Annotated in this window: 18 protein-coding genes and 3 pseudogenes; 16 read left to right on the top strand and 5 right to left on the bottom strand. The window is 48.8% G+C overall.

Going from position 1 to position 15,690, the window contains the following annotated elements; translation table 11 throughout:
• The first annotated feature begins 4 nt into the window (after window positions 1-4).
• Complete coding sequence (locus tag CEQ32_RS10265; protein ID WP_088585957.1) at window positions 5-565, top strand: conjugative transfer protein; 561 nt, start codon at window positions 5-7, stop codon at window positions 563-565.
• Window positions 552-1,187, top strand: coding sequence for a DUF4400 domain-containing protein (locus CEQ32_RS10260; protein WP_000033753.1), 636 nt, complete (start codon window positions 552-554; stop codon window positions 1,185-1,187). Before CEQ32_RS10265 ends, CEQ32_RS10260 begins: the two co-directional genes overlap by 14 nt.
• 26 nt (window positions 1,188-1,213) lie before the next feature.
• Here CEQ32_RS10260 and CEQ32_RS10255 read toward each other — a convergent pair whose 3' ends face one another.
• Window positions 1,214-1,801 carry a hypothetical protein gene (locus CEQ32_RS10255; protein ID WP_011788472.1) on the bottom strand — a complete coding sequence of 196 codons (588 nt, stop codon included), beginning with the start codon at window positions 1,799-1,801 and terminating at the stop codon, window positions 1,214-1,216.
• A gap of 288 nt (window positions 1,802-2,089) precedes the next feature.
• Between CEQ32_RS10255 and traL the strand changes: the two genes are divergently transcribed.
• From traL to cueR (CEQ32_RS10210), 8 genes are all read left to right on the top strand, one after another.
• Window positions 2,090-2,371, top strand: a complete 282-nt coding sequence (gene traL / locus CEQ32_RS10245) for a type IV conjugative transfer system protein TraL (protein ID WP_011788474.1) — start codon at window positions 2,090-2,092, stop codon at window positions 2,369-2,371.
• Window positions 2,368-2,994, top strand: a complete 627-nt coding sequence (locus CEQ32_RS10240; protein ID WP_000667170.1) for a TraE/TraK family type IV conjugative transfer system protein — start codon at window positions 2,368-2,370, stop codon at window positions 2,992-2,994. Before traL ends, CEQ32_RS10240 begins: the two co-directional genes overlap by 4 nt.
• The gene (locus CEQ32_RS10235) at window positions 2,978-3,874 is read left to right on the top strand and encodes a type-F conjugative transfer system secretin TraK (protein WP_020743644.1); all 897 of its coding nucleotides are present in this window, start codon (window positions 2,978-2,980) and stop codon (window positions 3,872-3,874) included. Before CEQ32_RS10240 ends, CEQ32_RS10235 begins: the two co-directional genes overlap by 17 nt.
• Window positions 3,875-3,876: 2 nt before the next feature.
• On the top strand, window positions 3,877-5,166 hold the full coding sequence (locus CEQ32_RS10230) for a TraB/VirB10 family protein (RefSeq protein ID WP_011788476.1): 1,290 nt from the start codon (window positions 3,877-3,879) through the stop codon (window positions 5,164-5,166).
• Between the two features lie 74 nt (window positions 5,167-5,240).
• A complete protein-coding gene (locus tag CEQ32_RS10225) occupies window positions 5,241-5,813 on the top strand; it encodes a TraV family lipoprotein (RefSeq protein WP_015066557.1) in 573 nt (190 codons plus the stop codon).
• Complete coding sequence (traA, locus tag CEQ32_RS10220; RefSeq protein ID WP_011788478.1) at window positions 5,810-6,199, top strand: TraA family conjugative transfer protein; 390 nt, start codon at window positions 5,810-5,812, stop codon at window positions 6,197-6,199. The genes CEQ32_RS10225 and traA overlap by 4 nt, the downstream gene beginning before the upstream one ends.
• 408 nt (window positions 6,200-6,607) lie before the next feature.
• Window positions 6,608-9,103 (top strand): heavy metal translocating P-type ATPase, encoded by a 2,496-nt coding sequence (locus CEQ32_RS10215; protein ID WP_011788479.1) that lies wholly within the window; start codon window positions 6,608-6,610, stop codon window positions 9,101-9,103.
• A gap of 25 nt (window positions 9,104-9,128) precedes the next feature.
• Window positions 9,129-9,593, top strand: coding sequence for a Cu(I)-responsive transcriptional regulator (cueR, locus tag CEQ32_RS10210; RefSeq protein ID WP_011788480.1), 465 nt, complete (start codon window positions 9,129-9,131; stop codon window positions 9,591-9,593).
• A gap of 86 nt (window positions 9,594-9,679) precedes the next feature.
• On the opposite strand, the gene CEQ32_RS10205 is transcribed toward cueR (CEQ32_RS10210), so the two are convergent.
• Window positions 9,680-9,955 carry a MerR family DNA-binding protein gene (locus CEQ32_RS10205; RefSeq protein ID WP_015066559.1) on the bottom strand — a complete coding sequence of 92 codons (276 nt, stop codon included), beginning with the start codon at window positions 9,953-9,955 and terminating at the stop codon, window positions 9,680-9,682.
• 27 nt (window positions 9,956-9,982) lie between these two features.
• Window positions 9,983-10,063: pseudogene (locus tag CEQ32_RS23330) on the bottom strand (hypothetical protein); the annotation flags it as partial.
• A gap of 518 nt (window positions 10,064-10,581) precedes the next feature.
• On the opposite strand from CEQ32_RS23330, the gene CEQ32_RS10195 reads away from it, so the two are divergent.
• From CEQ32_RS10195 to CEQ32_RS10180, 4 genes and pseudogenes are all read left to right on the top strand, one after another.
• Window positions 10,582-10,875, top strand: a complete 294-nt coding sequence (locus CEQ32_RS10195; RefSeq protein ID WP_055647240.1) for a hypothetical protein — start codon at window positions 10,582-10,584, stop codon at window positions 10,873-10,875.
• Window positions 10,876-11,182: 307 nt separating this feature from the next.
• Window positions 11,183-11,608, top strand: a complete 426-nt coding sequence (cueR, locus tag CEQ32_RS10190) for a Cu(I)-responsive transcriptional regulator (RefSeq protein WP_011788488.1) — start codon at window positions 11,183-11,185, stop codon at window positions 11,606-11,608.
• A gap of 183 nt (window positions 11,609-11,791) precedes the next feature.
• Window positions 11,792-12,000: pseudogene (locus tag CEQ32_RS10185) on the top strand (IS4 family transposase); the annotation flags it as partial.
• Window positions 12,001-12,370: 370 nt separating this feature from the next.
• Window positions 12,371-12,724 carry an ArsR/SmtB family transcription factor gene (locus CEQ32_RS10180; RefSeq protein WP_011788489.1) on the top strand — a complete coding sequence of 118 codons (354 nt, stop codon included), beginning with the start codon at window positions 12,371-12,373 and terminating at the stop codon, window positions 12,722-12,724.
• Between the two features lie 40 nt (window positions 12,725-12,764).
• On the opposite strand, the gene CEQ32_RS23095 is transcribed toward CEQ32_RS10180, so the two are convergent.
• Window positions 12,765-13,103, bottom strand: a complete 339-nt coding sequence (locus tag CEQ32_RS23095; RefSeq protein WP_231401330.1) for a hypothetical protein — start codon at window positions 13,101-13,103, stop codon at window positions 12,765-12,767.
• Window positions 13,045-13,743: an FAD-dependent oxidoreductase gene (locus CEQ32_RS10175; protein WP_015066563.1), complete on the bottom strand. Its 699-nt coding sequence runs from the start codon at window positions 13,741-13,743 to the stop codon at window positions 13,045-13,047. Before CEQ32_RS10175 ends, CEQ32_RS23095 begins: the two co-directional genes overlap by 59 nt.
• 345 nt (window positions 13,744-14,088) lie before the next feature.
• Between CEQ32_RS10175 and CEQ32_RS10165 the strand changes: the two genes are divergently transcribed.
• The gene (locus CEQ32_RS10165; protein ID WP_011788490.1) at window positions 14,089-15,117 is read left to right on the top strand and encodes a cation diffusion facilitator family transporter; all 1,029 of its coding nucleotides are present in this window, start codon (window positions 14,089-14,091) and stop codon (window positions 15,115-15,117) included.
• A 44-nt stretch (window positions 15,118-15,161) separates the two neighbouring features.
• Window positions 15,162-15,530: pseudogene (locus CEQ32_RS10160) on the top strand (ArsR/SmtB family transcription factor).
• Window positions 15,531-15,690 lie beyond the last annotated feature (160 nt).

Raw genomic sequence — 15,690 nt, 5'->3', positions numbered from 1 at the left:
CTGTATGCATCATTCTGTCTGTCTGAAAATGACAACACTTACCAGTAAAGAAATGCTCGCTCAGTGGCAGCAACATAACCCTCAGTTCAAGGAAACCTTAAGACTACTTGAAACCGACTGGCCTCATGCTTTGGCCTCGGTGTTTTGCTTGGCGGACTACTTAACGGATGCGTTCACGTTAGATGGCCATTCCATCTTTGATTTGTGTCTGTGTAATGGCTTGGGCAGTTATGAAGAAGTTAGTTGTGATGATGACAGTGTCCGACTGTGGCATTTCATTGAGGCACTGACCTGGACTGCCGCCAGTGCTTTAACAGGGATTCGCCTGCGTGATCCTGACCATTTCGAGTGGGCCGCTGTGGAAGGTGTGTATTTCCACACCTGGATTCGTAATCGTCCAAATCGAATGGCGTATCTGGCTGAAGGTCGCATCGCAGTGCGTTATGAAAGTGGTCATACGACGACAAAGCGGCTTCAACAAGTGATTAAAGCCCGGATTATGACGCCAACCGTTGCAGCCATGCTGGCGCGAGTAGAAGAGGATGCTTGGCATGAGCAAGCATAAGTCGGTTTGGCTGCTGTGTCTGGCACTGATGCTGGAGATTATTGCCATTGGCGTATTAGTGCCCGGTGATTGGACTGGCCGGGTTATTAGTAAAGAGAAGCAGATGATCCAAAATCAATTGGGCGCACAAACAAGCTATTGGATTGGTCAAACTAGCCATGGCTGGTATCAATCATGGGTTGTAGATACGCAGATGGAGCAATCTGTGCGAGATTTTCTAATCCCCACTGAAGAACAGCGACTACGCTCTAAAGGGATGGAGAACATGGGAGGCTTTTGGTTTGTCTGGGTAGAAGACCGTATTCAGGCATTTTTTGATGTGTTGTACCAAGTGTTCACTCGATTTGCGTTGCTGATGGTCTGGTTGCCCTTTGCGCTTATTCTCATGTTACCGGCGTTGTGGGATGGCTTGATGACCTGGAAGATTAAGAAGACAACCTTTGATTTTTCGAGCCCTATCATTCACCGCTATAGCATGATAATTCTGGGTTCAGGTGTCATCTTACTGTTTATGGGATTGTTCGCCCCGCTGGCTATTCCTCCTGTGGTGTTACCGTCGCTGATCATCGGTTTGGCATTGATGGCGGGGTTGGCGTTAAGTCACTTGCAGAAGAAGATATGAGGCCCATCAGGCCTCATCTTGTAGAGCTAAAACCTTACGCCAACGGTATTGCCGTTCTCGTCTTCAGCAGGCAAATGATAAGTATCAATAAGGTGACCTTGAAGCCAAATATATTGAGGCATCCAAAAAGAGTACTGTCGTATAAGAGCCAATACTTCTTTTAACGGTTTGTTTGCATGAGGCTCGGCAAGACGAAAGTACATGAATGAGCAATCATCTCGAAAATACTCATGAAGCTCTGAATCCGATAGCGTTTCTTTTAGCGGCCTGTTTTGTTCGTCGTCCTCATCAGGGGAGTTGGCATAAATTTCAAATAGCTGCTTTTCAGTAAGTATCTCCAATAAGTGGTCTTTAATTAAAACCCCATCACTGGTATCGACATCCATACCATCTTTGACATCAAAAGCCATGACACATCCAGAAGATAATGCCACTTCTGATGGTTTCAGTACGTCATTAGCTTGTACAACCTGATGCCAATGATTAAAACCAGCAGATACTGCAATTTCATCGAGTGCTTCAGTGTGTGTAATGGATTTTTCACGTTTAAGCTTTCGTGCTTTTTGCTTTAAACGTTCAACCGAGGCAGAGGAAATGATTTTAGTAATTTGCATTGAGTTTCTCCTATTAGCGAATACGGTGCCCACTGCCGAGGTCGCAGAAAAAACCTAAGCAAAAAATAAATTTGATATGCATGTCGTCCCGTCCGGGTTTGCTAAAGTGGGCAGCTGGTCTCGACACGACCAATATCCCCATCATATCAACCGCATCAAAAAGATCAATTGTTAGTATTGTCTGATTAGAACCCTCAAAACCTTCAAGAATTCGGCATCTAGCTGACCACTGAAGCTGCCAATCCCGAGGCATCCTTCACTTCTCAATTCAAACAACGAGGAGTGACTATGGAACCTGTAAATATTCCATCCTATATCGATGACCCGCCGCACTTCCTGCTTTGGAGTGCCGATGAGATGGCTCCCATTCTGTTGGGGCTAGTGATCGGCATTTTTACCGGTAATGCCTTGGTTTTATGCCTGTTGGGGTTGGTAACAACCAAGCTCTATCGGCGTTTTCGTGATGGCCGCCCAGATGGTTTTATTCTTCACGCCATCTACTGGGGCGGACTGTTGCCAACCAAAGCCAAGACGATCCCTAACCCATTTATCAGGAGCTATCTGCCGTGAAGTTCGACGTGTTTTTAAAATCATGGCAAGGCACGCAATTAGAGAACCGATGGCAACGGTTCCTGATTGCAGTGCTGGTGCTATCTAACTTGCTGCTTGCGGTAGCGGCATTTTCTCGCAATACCGTGGTAGCCATTCAACCGCCAACCTTGTCTGAAACGGCTGAAGTGTCACGAAACCAGGCTACTCAGCCTTACTTGGAATCCTGGGGGCTCTACCTGGCTGAGCTTATGGGCAACGTGACGCCGGGTAATGTGTCTTTTATCCGGGTTGCTATTGAGCCGCTACTTTCTCCAGCGGTGTACCAGCAAGTGGTCGATGCACTGGAGATTCAGGCAAGACAAATCCGGGAAGACCGAGTCACGCTCAAATTCCAACCCAGACAAGTGGAGTATGAGTATGAAACCGGCCATGTCTTTGTGACCGGTTATTCCTTGGTCTCTGGACCATCTGGAGATGAACAGCGCCAAACTCGCACCTATGAGTTTGACATCGATATTGAGCAATACCGTCCAAAGCTCAGTTGGATGGATACGTATGAGGGGCAAGCTAGAACGAAGCGAGTTCGTGAAAAGTTGACCCAAGAGCAAAACCGGAGGGTGAATGATGCGAACCAAAATTAGTCGATGGATGATACCAAGCTTAATCGCAATGAGCTTGAGTGGCGTCCTGTTATCTCAAGCTTCTTATGCAGACGTGGAATTGCCGATTGTACCAGCCAGTGTGATGAAGCAGTCTGCTACTGCAAATCCACCGGTTCAAAGCAATTCGGTTGCAGCGGATACGCCAACAATGCTACTGATGACACCGGGGGTTAATGAACTGATCCCTGTAGCACTTGGTCATCTGAATCGGATTGTGACGCCGTTTGAATCGCCTCAGGTGAGAACAACCAGTGATGCTCAGACGCAAATCAAGGGGAATGTTGTATATGTAGCCACGGACAAAGAATCACCGGTTTCACTTTACATCACTCCGCCTGGTCAGGAAGCTCCCGCATTATCTGTCACCTTAGTACCTCGTCGTATTCCACCGCGTGAAATCACCTTAGCTATTGATGGTCAGCAGTGGCCTATTAAGGGCGTCGTGAACCGAAAAGCCGCCACTTGGGAAACGGCTCAGCCATACGTCGATAGCTTACGTGATTTACTCAGACGCCTTGCACTAAATGAGTTACCACAAGGCTATGACATCCGTTTAGCTGGCCAAACTGACACAAGCCCGAAATGTTTTCAGCCTGGCTTAAAGTTTGGTTTTAAACAGGGGCAAATTGTGACGGGACATTACTTCACCGTCTATGTAGGACTGGTTGAAAGCTTTGCCGATGAGCCGATAGAAGCCAGTGAGATAGCCTGCAATGCACCAGGTATAGTGGCAAGCGCCTACTGGCCTCGCAATATCTTGTTGCCGGGCGAAAAGACTGAGTTGTATGTGGTTGTTCGCAATCATCGTGAAGAAGCGGTGGAAAGTCAGCGACCTTCGCTTCTTGTAGGAGGTGAATAACGATGAAAGCACAATGGGAGCAATTGAGCCCGAACATGAAGCGGGGCCTATCGGTTGCAGGTATTGCTGGTGGTCTCATCCTTATGGTGATGGTGTTTTCACCTAATCCTGACGATGGCGCGAACAGTCGGAACCGGCAGGAAACGATCCGGCACATTCTTACGGATACCAATACTCGTGATGTTGGGGTCGATAGTTTGGCTGCGAACGTAAAACTACTCAGTGAGCGCAATGAACAGTTACGTCGTGAAGTTGAGCGCTTGCGTCGTGACGTCGATTCAGGACGGCTAAGCCCAGGTTCGCCTTCTATACCAAGTGAGGTCAATGCGGAGTTGGTTCGCCTTCGAGCGGAACTTAATGATGTTCGCGCTGGAGGTGATGCAGCAGTTGAAGGCACAAATAGCCGTTTTGAAGTGCCTTTATCTGCCATGGAATTGCCTAAAGACGAAAAGCCACTGCCGTCTAACCCAGACGACTATTTTGCCAATGCGCCGCTGCCAGATCCGCTCTATCGGCAGCCAGCCAGTGGCCAAGGTTCACGAGCACGGGATGTTCCATTGCCGCCAATCACGATTCGTATGATTGAGCCTGAAGTGGTTGCTGAACCAGAGGTTGTTGTGCAAGAAGCGCCGCCTTTGTATTTACCGGCGGGCAGCATCATCTCAGGTACTTTGATCACAGGTTTGGATGCACCTACTCACGAGTCCGCAAGACGCGAACCTTTTCCTGCATTGCTGAGGATTCAAAAGGAAGCCATTTTACCCAACCGATTTAGAGCGGATATCAAAGAGTGTTTCTTGATCGCCGCAGGTTACGGTGATTTGAGCTCTGAGCGTGCTTATTTGCGAGGCGAGACCATTTCATGTGTGAGAGAAGACGGTGGCGTCATTGAAACACGACTGGATTCTTATGCTGTAGGTGAAGACGGCAAAGCCGGCATTCGTGGCCGATTGGTGTCGAAACAAGGCCAGCTGGTGGCCAAGTCGATGATGGCCGGATTCCTTCAGGGCTTGGCTGGCGCATTTGATGTAAATCCTGTTCCGACGATTCAGACGGGTAATGCCGGTGATACTCAGCTGTACCAGCAAGTCATGAGCCAAGAAGCATTACAAGGCGCTGCGATTAAAGGCACAGGTAAAGCATTGGATAGAGTGGCCAAGTTCTATTTGGACATGGCTGAAAATATGTTCCCAGTCATAGAGGTAGACGCTGCAAGGAAAATTGAAGTCATAGTCACTCGTGGTGCCTCGTTGTCGTTGGCCACTTCTCAAGGGGGTGGTGCAAGAAGATGAAAAAATCCTGCATGTTGCTAACCGATCGAAGTCCGTTTCAGACAATAAGATGTGTATCCAGAGGAGAGTTAACCATGACGACATCAATGCAGAACAACCCAAAGCACCAGTCAAAACAGTGGTCTAAAGCTGGATTACTTTTATTGGCAGTCGGCTCAACCTTATTGTCTGGCTGTAGTTCATTGGGTCTTGGGAGTAGTGAATATGGATGCCCAGGTATGCCTGACGGTGTGCGCTGTTTATCTGCTCGTGAAGTCTATGAGCTTACCAGTTATGGCGCTGCACCCAAGACGATTGATGCTGTGGCGACTCGAATTGGTTCTCCCTCTGGGTATTCACAATCTGATTTAGAGACAGGACTGCTGAGCCATCCAGCATTACCCGAGACGCAGCAATCTGCACCTATTCGCATTCCTTCAAGGGTAATGCGGATTTGGATTGCGCCTTGGGAGGATGACCGTGGAGATCTGAATTTATCCAGCTACGTGTTTACCGAAATTGAACCGCGCCGGTGGGATATTGGGGTGTCAGCACCTCGAACGGTTTCGCCAGTGCTACGTCCACTTCAGACTCAAAGCGATTCAGCCTCAGCGGGAGCTGATGGTAAGCGCGATAACTTGAGTATCTACGGAGAAACTAACGAATGACAAATGCAGTTCGCAGCATTCAGACTCAGCGCCTAATGACCATTGGTGCGCTTGGTTTAATGGCGTTAATGATTTCGGAGCCCTCATTTGCAGGCACCGGTGGTGATGCTTTCACCGATGTGTGGGATACCCTAAAAGATTGGACCCAAGGTACTTTGGGACGGATCGTAGCGGGAGCCATGGTTCTGGTGGGTATTGTGGGCGGTATCGCTCGCCAAAGCTTGATGGCCTTTGCCTTGGGCATTGGTGGCGGTATGGGTCTCTACAACACACCAACAGTCGTTGAAAGTGTCATGTCTGCAACTTTACCTGTTGTTGCTAGCACTCAAGAAGTCATTGGCACAACAATTCCAGCAATCAGCGCCGTTTTACTGGGCACCTTATAACAATAAAAAACGCCCAAGCGGCCAGATTTCTGACGGCTTGGGCGTCATCCCACCCCGTCCCCGATTACCATGACGGCGTTTCAGTTAATAGGTTTCCCATTCACTTAGCTTGATTACAAGCAGCGGCCATGAATACCGAAAAGAATGCTAGCGCCGCCACTGCAAAAGGCAGTTAGCGGGGCTTTTCTTGAGGGAGCACATTCAAACAGGCTACTAGCCTGATATTTTGAGATTTAGGCGCTCGTTTCTTTTGAGTTAGAGTTACACACTACCAAACAGCTGGATGAATATCAGGAATGATGGCGCTTCATTTGTTGTGTTCATGAGGTTAAAAATAATACGCTTGACCTTCCCATCATGGTAAGCCCTAGACTGTTTAATATCTGAACCAACAATGAGAAATACATCATGAGCATTCATAAAAACCAGCTCTCCAGCAATGCTGAAGCCCGGGTTAGCTTACCTATTGAGGGTATGACCTGTGCAAGTTGTGTAGGACGAGTTGAAGCAGCTTTAAACAAAGTTGAAGGCGTCGTAAACGCAAGTGTCAATCTTGCGACTGAGCTGGCGGATATTCATCTTAAAGCTCCTGTTGATCGACTGAAGTTAATCGAAGCAATTGAAAAGGTAGGATATGAAGTTCCTGTAACATCCGTTGAACTTTCAGTGCAAGGTATGACATGTGCTTCGTGTGTTGGCCGTGTTGAAAAGGCACTCTTAGCGGTTGATGGTGTAAAGGCGGCAACGGTTAACCTTGCAACTGAGAGGGCAACTATTCGCGGAGTGGCTGGCATAGACGATCTCATATCTGCTATTCAAAAAGTTGGCTATGAAGCCCGTGTCATCGATACCCAAAATCAGGTCAGTAATGAGTCTGAAGTAAGAAAGGACGCAGAGAAGGCTTTATTAAAGAAAGATTTAGTTATTGCAACAGCACTGGCTCTGCCGGTATTTGTTCTCGAAATGGGATCTCACATGATTCCAAGAATGCAACACTGGGTGATGAATACCATTGGGATCCAGGAAAGCTGGTACGTCCAGTTTGTATTGACATTGTTAGTCTTAGTGGTTCCAGGTCGTCGATTCTACATGAAAGGCATTCCTGCTCTTACGCGGCTTGCTCCTGACATGAATTCACTGGTCTCTGTCGGGACTATTGCTGCTTTTGGTTATTCTGTGGTTGCTACGTTTGTACCATACCTTTTGCCTGAGGGTACCGTTAATGTGTACTACGAAGCTGCTGCAGTGATTGTCGCTCTCATTCTTTTGGGACGATTTATGGAGGCGAGAGCTAAGGGGAGAACGTCTGAGGCTATCAAACGCTTAGTAGGCTTGCAGGCTAAGGAGGCGCACGTGCTCCGTAATGGCGTAATGAATGATATTCCTGTCAAAGACGTTGTGCTTGGAGACATTATCGAAGTTCGCCCGGGAGAAAGGATTCCGGTCGATGGAGAGGTAAGTGAAGGTACCAGTTTTATAGATGAATCGATGATAACTGGTGAGCCTATACCAGTGGAAAAAATCGTTGGCAGTGGAGTTGTCGGAGGGACTGTGAACCAGAAAGGAGCACTGAGGTTGCGTGCTACTGCGGTTGGTGGTCAGACAATGCTGTCACAAATCATACGGATGGTAGAACAGGCCCAGGGGTCAAAGTTACCTATACAAGCTGTTGTGGACAGAGTGACATTGTGGTTTGTTCCAGCTGTGATGTTGGCAGCACTTTTTACATTCCTGATTTGGTTAGTATTTGGTCCATCACCAGCCCTGTCTTTCGCATTGGTTAATGCTGTGGCAGTGCTAATCATTGCATGTCCATGTGCAATGGGACTCGCGACACCGACATCTATCATGGTTGGTACAGGTCGTGGTGCAGAAATGGGAATTTTATTCCGCAAGGGAGAAGCCCTACAGTTACTCAAAGATGCCAAAGTTGTTGCTGTAGACAAAACCGGAACTCTGACTGAAGGTCGTCCAGTCATGACAGATCTGGAACTAGCTCAGGGTTTTGAACGTAATGAGGTATTAGCAAAAGTTGCCGCAGTTGAATCACGTTCTGAGCACCCTATTGCTCGCGCTATTGTTGAGTCGGCAGAAGGAGACGGCATTTTACTGCCAGAGCTTACTGAGTTTGATTCAATCACTGGTATGGGAGTACGAGCGACTGTTGAAGGGAGCCTTGTAGAAGTAGGCGCTGATCGATTTATGCGTGAGTTAGCATTGGAGGTAACGTATTTTTCCCGGATTTCTGAACGCCTCGGGAATGAGGGGAAATCACCTCTCTATGTTGCTATAGATGGTCGGTTGGCTGCAATTATTGCTGTAGCTGACCCTATTAAATCAAGTACTCCAGTAGCTATAAAGGCATTACATCAGCTTGGTCTCAAGGTCGCCATGATTACCGGTGACAATGCGAATACAGCTCAGGCTATTGCTAAACAATTAGATATTGATGAAGTGGTTGCGGAAGTGTTACCTGAAGGCAAAGTTGAAGCGGTGCGTCGACTGCAAGAAAATTACGGTAAAGTTGCTTTTGTCGGCGATGGGATAAACGATGCCCCGGCACTTGCAGTTGCAGATATTGGACTTGCAATTGGTACAGGAACAGATATAGCCGTGGAGTCAGCTGATGTTGTCTTAATGTCAGGAAACTTGCAGGGAGTTCCTAATGCTATTGGATTGTCTAAGGCAACAATCGGTAACATCAGACAAAATCTCTTTTGGGCATTTGCTTACAATGCAGCATTGATTCCAGTGGCTGCAGGACTGCTATACCCAGCTTATGGAATACTGCTCTCTCCAATTTTTGCAGCAGGGGCGATGGCGCTATCAAGCGTGTTCGTTCTGGGAAACTCATTGCGTCTGCGTCGGTTCCAGCCTCCTTTGGTTGAGGACGCTGAGCATTAACGCTGAGCATTAACAAGGTGGGCTTATGAATATCGGAGAAGCATCGCGTAAATCAGGAATATCCACCAAGATGATTCGTTATTACGAGCAAATTGGATTAATCCCTGCCTCCGAGCGTACGGAGTCAGGTTATCGTAAGTATGCTCTCAATGATGTTCATAGATTGGTTTTTATTCGTAGTGCCCGAGATCTCGGGTTCTCTCTGGAAGATATAGAAGGCTTGCTTACGTTATGGAATGACAAATCTCGCCAGAGCATTGATGTTAAACGCCTGGCTCAGGAGAACATTGCTGACTTAGAACGACGTATGGAAAGTATACGTCAAATGACTGAGAAACTACGAGTTTTAATCCGGAGTTGTGCTGGGGATGAGCGGTCAGAATGTCCTATTCTTAGGACATTAACCAATGCTTCGGGCAAAGCCCGCACCGTAAACCGAGGAGGAGCGGTACAGCGCCGCTCTGGAGATAAGCTGAGCGGCAAAATGTAGTACTTTAAATTGGCCCATAATGGTGTAAGACTACGCAGTTTTAACACCATCACATTTTTTTCATTTTAAACAAGCGCGTGGCATCACTAATGCCCCCCTAAATGGTTGGTTGGTGCGGTTAAGGAAAGATCGCTATCACTTTCATCAGCTGTCAATTTTTGGACTATGCAACATTTATCTATGCTGCGGTCAGCGCTACAAAAAGCATTCAGCTCCTTACGTTGCTCTTCTAACGCTACTAATTCTTTGATTCGATGCTGAATGTGAATTAGGTGGGCGTTGATGATTGCATCTATCGGGCCACATTCTTTACCCTGATTATTGATTGCTAACAGCAAAGCGCGAATTTCCTCATGGGTCATATCGAGAGAACGGCAGCGGCGGATGAATAGTAGTTTTTCAAGACGGGTTTTGTCGTAGTGACGATAATTATTTCCTATGTCTCGTAAAGGTGCCTGCAGTGGACCTTCTTTCTAGTAGTAACGAATCGTTTCTACCGGACAGCCTGCTTTACGCGCCAACTCACCAATTTTCATATATCCCTCGTTTGAACTTGACTCTGTAGTTAGATTAGGGTCTTCAGTAGTCAGTATAGTAAACATATTGGGCAAGTGGTCCCGCAAAAAAGTAAAACTCTAGTAGGAAGGAAGCTGCTAGTTGTATTTAAAAATTAAGCTTGGTTGTGGGAGGCAAGATTCAGAAATCAGGCGAATTGAACAAGGCGAATGGTCATTTGTATGTTCATAATGATTGCAACCATTCGCATGTTGAAAAAGACCTAAATCATGATAAGCCTACTTACAAAGGTTGTGGCCATGACCATGACCAGAAATCGCATGATCAAGATGATCATGGCCTTAGTGGAGACTGTTGCGCGGCTGCGCCTACAAAGATTAAATAATCTGGGGGGGGCGAACTGAAATCCGCATTATGCAAATGGATTGTCCTGTAGAGGAAAAACTGATTAAAAAGAAATAAGGGGATGTATATGGCAGTTATGGGCCTTAATTCTAGACAGTGGCCAGAAGCTGCGATGATTATGGTGCTCTTTACTATTGCTGAACTCATTGAAGCAAAATCACTCGATAGAGCTCGAAATGCAATCGGATCTCTAATGAATGAATTTGACTCTCAAAACTGCAATGGTCCAACTATCAGTATGAACGATGACACCTTGAGGCTGCCCTCGCCAGAACAGCGCCATGGTCAGCACATCGCATATGATGATGATTTGGTTAAAGCAATGGTTCAATGGGTAGATAATTTTTTGAACACTAGATGATCAGTGGAGTCAGATGAATTAAGTCGGCATTTATTTTTGAACTTTAAGAATTATTTATTATTAAACCATGTGGGAAATCTAAACGATCAAGATTTTAATATCATACAAAAAATCTATCGACTTCTCTTGACCTTCCGGTTAGGGGAAGGTTTAACCTGAAGTTAGGTGGGGGCTGGTGAGATTTTTGGGAACAGGTTAATGGTTACTTGGTTCAATGGATTAGGAAATTTCCTTCAATAAATGTTACCCGAAACTATGTTACTTAAAGCTAACTACAGTATTAGTAAAAATCATTTGGGAGGTGAAGATGAACATTGGTGATGCAGCCCGCTTATCGGGAGTTTCGGCGAAAATGATTCGTTACTATGAGGAGGTTGGGCTAATACCATCAGTCTCCAGAACAGAGGCTGGTTATCGGATCTACAAAGATGCCGATGTTTATAAGTTACATTTTATACGTCGATGTCGAGATCTCGGTTTTTCTCTGTCACAGGCAGGAGAGTTACTTTCTCTTTGGGGAAATCATTCGCGTCAGAGTGCAGATGTTAAAAGTATAGTTGAATCTCATATTAATGATTTAACCTTAAAAATTGAAGAATTTCAACGTATGGCATCAATTCTTACCACACTCTCTGCTTGCTGCGCGGGAAATGAAAAACCCGACTGCCCAATACTGAAGGCTCTCTACCTCGCGGATACTTCCCATCTGCAGGACATAGAAAGCTGCCCTTAAACTTTCGACTCCCTTCAATGTTATTAGGTGATCGCCATGGGTGGGAATACGCAGTTTAGCTCGAAAGCTAGACCTTTGTCGTCAGGATGAGGTCGCATGCGGCCTGATTTTTAATTTATTAAAATTCATATGATTAAAGTCAACTTTATTTAATCAGTGCTAACAAGTAAGTTTGTGAGTGATTGGAAGCTGCTGTGGTCAAAAGTCGAAAAGAAAAAAGTACCGAAGCGAACTCCAAGTGTTTATTGGGTTTGTATAAGTCTCGGAAAATTAGTGGGTTGGTTTGATTCAAAAAGGACGGGACGAGTCGGCAGGGAGCGGTTATGGGAAGGATAGTTTTACCACAAACCATCCTTGAAGGTTACCTGTTAGCCAAGTCTCTTGATCAATGAGATGTGATCAAGAGACAGGCACCTTGGTCAGGGCGCACTCGATTCGGACGATGCAGCTCGTGCAGGTCATGCCCTCGATGGGCAGGCTGATCGCTGCTACGGTGGCACGACCAGCACTTGTTAATGGCATGCTCAAGGTGTCTTCTCAAAATTGAAATTAGACATACAGGGTACTTGAGGGTTACTATGTTGTAAGGTTAAGCCCTATTTTGAGCGCTGCTGGTTTGGACGATTTCGCTGCGCATAGACGCGGCGCGCCTTGGCTCGCAGGCTGTCTCCTGATCTTTGTCGGCGAGTGCGATCAAATTATCGCAGCCTCGTTAATTCTGAACGGCATGAGTAGCTGTTCGAGAGTTGGAATTTTTGAGAAATGACTTTACGCAAACAAGTTAACGCGCCCCGCGGTGCAAGCGACGATCTGGCTTCTTTGTCACAGAATGACGTTACGATCCTGGCCGAGACCTTCCGCCTACTGGGCGACCCGTCTCGGTTGAGAATAATGCTGTGCTGCATGAAGGGTTCCTCCTCGGTTGGGGACATCGCGGAATCCCTCGAGCTTTCGCAGTCGCTGGTCAGTCACCACCTGCGGCTGCTGCGTGGAGCCCGCCTTGTGAAGGGGGTGCGCCAGGCCAAGCAAATTTTCTATGAGGTGGACGACAAGCATGTGAACCAAGTGCTGCTGGACATGTCCACTCACATCGTCGAAGAGCACAACGACGATTAGCCGCGGGCGAAGCGCTCGTTGCGATGCGGATTGCGATCTATTACAAGCTGGGGCCGTATGACCGCCCGCGGCTACACTCAATGAGATGAATGCGGGTCCAATTCTGATCAATCAGAAGTTCAGCGCGCTTATCGACCGCAAGTGAGGCCTTATTGAATGCCATCGCGATGACCGCCTCAGCCACAAGTTCGCTGATCTGCGGGCCGACTACATGTACGCCGAGGATTTCGTCTGTCGTAGGATTTGCGATCACCTTGACGAGACCCGCTGTCTCGCTCAATGCACGCGCGCGACCGTTAGCCATGAACGGAAATGTACAGCTACGATATGCTGCGCCCGCGTATTTGAGCTGCTGCTCGGTGCGACCTACCCAGGCGATTTCCGGGCTGGTGTAGATGACGTTGGGGATCGTGTTGAAATCGACATGACCGCGATGGCCTGCAATGCGCTCGACCACAGCGACACCTTCTGCGCTCGACCACAGCGACACCTTCTTCCTCTGCCATGTGCGCTAGCATCAGGCCGCGCACCACATCGGCGATGGCCCAGATACTGGGCACGCTGGTGCGCCATTCGCCGTTCACCACGACGGCTCCGCGCCCATCCAGTTCAAGGCCGACGGCGGCCCGAGTCATAAACGCCAGACCGTTTAAGAACTGCACCTTGTTTTTTCGGAACAGATAGAGTTTGCCTTCGTTGCTCGACTTCACGACCTGATTCTTGCGCTCCAGCATCACAGCCACGTCCATGCGTAGCTCGCCCGTGGACATGATGCCGAGCGCGCCGAAGTGGTGCTTGGCTTGGTCTAAGTTTTTGGACGACTGCAGCAGCGCCTTTGACGGGATGCACCCGATGTTGTTGCATGTACCGTCTTGGGTAGGCTTGCCTTCCTTGGTTTTCCAGGCATCGACGCAGGCGACATTCATGCCTAACTGCTCGGCGCGAATCGCTGCGATGTCGCCACCAGGCCCGGCGCCAATGACGATGACGATGACGATGACGTCGAAGTTCGTGTCCATGATTGAAATCTCCTAGATGTTTTCAGGCGCTTTCCTGCGTGGTGCTCGCGCTGCGGTTTTGGCCAGCCAGCGCCCCGTCCGATCTGGCTCACGACCATCCGAACCTTCCGGCGGGTCATCCTCTATCTGCGTCAGCACTTGGATCTGGGCCAACATCATCACGACCTGATTGTGGACGACCTGCACAGGGTGTGGCCAAGAGGATAGGCGTACTAAATAGCCGCATCGCCGCCACTCATCTTTCGCAGTCCTTAGTATGGTTTGCTAAAAATACATTGCATAAACATATGTTCATGTATTATATTTTACGTACAGTCAACCACCTAATTTCTGCGCGAGGCCCTGATGTCCCAATCGCACGATGAACATGGTCACGACCATGACCACACTCCAAAAGTGACCGGCGCTAACGAACGCAAGGTCTTGCTGTCCTTCTTCCTGATCTTCGGCTTCATGATCGTGGAGGCTGTCGGCGGCGTGCTGTCGGGCTCGCTGGCCCTTCTGGCCGATGCGGGCCACATGCTGACCGATGCAGCAGCGCTGGCTCTGGCATACGCGGCATTCCGGTTCGGGCGCCGACCAGCTGACAGCAAGCGCACCTTTGGCTACCTTCGGTTCGAGGTCATCGCCGGCTTCCTGAACGCTGTGACGCTCTTTGTGATCGTGGCATGGATCGCCTATGAAGCATGGGAGCGACTGCAAGCTCCGCCCGCCATCCTTGCCGGCCCGATGATGATCGTCGCCGTGCTTGGATTGTTGGTAAACGTTCTGGTGTTGTGGATCATGACCCGCGGAGAGACCGATCACGTCAACGTGAAGGGGGCCATCCTGCACGTGATGGGCGACCTGCTGGGCTCGGTCGGTGCCATCGTCGCTGCAGTGGTCATCTATCTCATTGGTTGGACGCCAATTGACCCCATCCTGTCGGTGCTGGTGGCAGCCCTGATCCTGCGCAGCGCCTGGAAGCTCCTGGCGAAATCGATCCACATTTTGCTCGAAGGTGCGCCCGAGGACGCTTCTCCGGAGCAGGTGGAACAAGGCCTGATGGGCGCGGTGCCTGGCTTGGCGGCCGTCAGTCATGTGCATGTATGGCAGCTTACCTCTGGTCGCACGATGGCCACGCTGCACGTTCGCCCTAGTGTGGCTGAGGAAGCGCGCACCGTGGTCAAGTGCGTAGAGGTGGTGCTTCGAGAGCAATTTGGCATCGAGCACGTGACGGTCGGGATCGAATGGAACTCTCCTGGTGAAAAGAACCTTTGCAGCTTGCAGCCGACAGGTGGGCCGCAAGGGCACACCCCACATGAGCATGACACTAGCCACAGCCATGAAAAGGGTCATAAGCACGACCATTCCGTCCCGGGTCATCAACACTGATGCTGCAGCCAGCGTAGTGCTGGCAGCTCAGGGACAAGAAATCCATGACTTCTCGAAAACACGCCAATGGCGACAATGCTCAGAATTGCGCCACCAATGCTCAGCGTTCGGCCCCAGAGCTCTTGGCGCTCTCTCATAGTGACGTCGCTGTTCTCGCTGAGACTTTTCTCCTGTTAGGAGATCAATCGCGCCTGAAGATCCTGCTACAGTGCATGCGCGGATCAGTCGCGGTGGGCGACATCGCAGAAACGCTCGATCTATCCCAATTCTTGGTCAGTCATCATCTGCGGCTCCTGCGTGGAGCTCGACTTGTGCGTGGATAACGTCAGGCGAAACATATCTTCTACGGCATCGCGGATGAGCACATCAGTCAAGTGTTTCAGGACATGGTCTGTCACTTCTCTGAGGAATGATTGCGAATTGCGTCGAACGCAAAGATGCCTACTTTTTGCTGGGCATTTTCGCGATTGCGCAAGAGAGGTGCCAGCCCGTCAGCAACTGTAATGCGCCATCCCAGTCCTGAGTAAGCGCGACTTCGCCCATGCGTGATGTTTGGGTGACGGTTGTATGAAT

It is taken from the genome of Shewanella sp. FDAARGOS_354, assembly GCF_002209245.2.
GTDB classification, from domain to species: Bacteria; Pseudomonadota; Gammaproteobacteria; order Enterobacterales; family Shewanellaceae; genus Shewanella; species Shewanella xiamenensis.
This window is presented reverse-complemented; position numbering and strand designations above follow the sequence as displayed.

What these genes read in the sequence shown, in the direction of transcription:
- CEQ32_RS10265 (WP_088585957.1), top strand. Translation starts at nt 5, where the DNA reads ATGCATCATTCTGTCTGTCTGAAAATGACAACACTTACCAGTAAAGAA.
- CEQ32_RS10260 (WP_000033753.1), top strand. Translation starts at nt 552, where the DNA reads ATGAGCAAGCATAAGTCGGTTTGGCTGCTGTGTCTGGCACTGATGCTG.
- CEQ32_RS10255 (WP_011788472.1), bottom strand. Translation starts at nt 1,801, where the DNA reads ATGCAAATTACTAAAATCATTTCCTCTGCCTCGGTTGAACGTTTAAAG.
- traL (WP_011788474.1), top strand. Translation starts at nt 2,090, where the DNA reads ATGGAACCTGTAAATATTCCATCCTATATCGATGACCCGCCGCACTTC.
- CEQ32_RS10235 (WP_020743644.1), top strand. Translation starts at nt 2,978, where the DNA reads ATGCGAACCAAAATTAGTCGATGGATGATACCAAGCTTAATCGCAATG.
- CEQ32_RS10230 (WP_011788476.1), top strand. Translation starts at nt 3,877, where the DNA reads ATGAAAGCACAATGGGAGCAATTGAGCCCGAACATGAAGCGGGGCCTA.
- CEQ32_RS10225 (WP_015066557.1), top strand. Translation starts at nt 5,241, where the DNA reads ATGACGACATCAATGCAGAACAACCCAAAGCACCAGTCAAAACAGTGG.
- traA (WP_011788478.1), top strand. Translation starts at nt 5,810, where the DNA reads ATGACAAATGCAGTTCGCAGCATTCAGACTCAGCGCCTAATGACCATT.
- CEQ32_RS10215 (WP_011788479.1), top strand. Translation starts at nt 6,608, where the DNA reads ATGAGCATTCATAAAAACCAGCTCTCCAGCAATGCTGAAGCCCGGGTT.
- cueR (WP_011788480.1), top strand. Translation starts at nt 9,129, where the DNA reads ATGAATATCGGAGAAGCATCGCGTAAATCAGGAATATCCACCAAGATG.
- CEQ32_RS10205 (WP_015066559.1), bottom strand. Translation starts at nt 9,955, where the DNA reads ATGACCCATGAGGAAATTCGCGCTTTGCTGTTAGCAATCAATAATCAG.
- CEQ32_RS10195 (WP_055647240.1), top strand. Translation starts at nt 10,582, where the DNA reads ATGGCAGTTATGGGCCTTAATTCTAGACAGTGGCCAGAAGCTGCGATG.
- cueR (WP_011788488.1), top strand. Translation starts at nt 11,183, where the DNA reads ATGAACATTGGTGATGCAGCCCGCTTATCGGGAGTTTCGGCGAAAATG.
- CEQ32_RS10180 (WP_011788489.1), top strand. Translation starts at nt 12,371, where the DNA reads ATGACTTTACGCAAACAAGTTAACGCGCCCCGCGGTGCAAGCGACGAT.
- CEQ32_RS10175 (WP_015066563.1), bottom strand. Translation starts at nt 13,743, where the DNA reads ATGGACACGAACTTCGACGTCATCGTCATCGTCATCGTCATTGGCGCC.
- CEQ32_RS10165 (WP_011788490.1), top strand. Translation starts at nt 14,089, where the DNA reads ATGTCCCAATCGCACGATGAACATGGTCACGACCATGACCACACTCCA.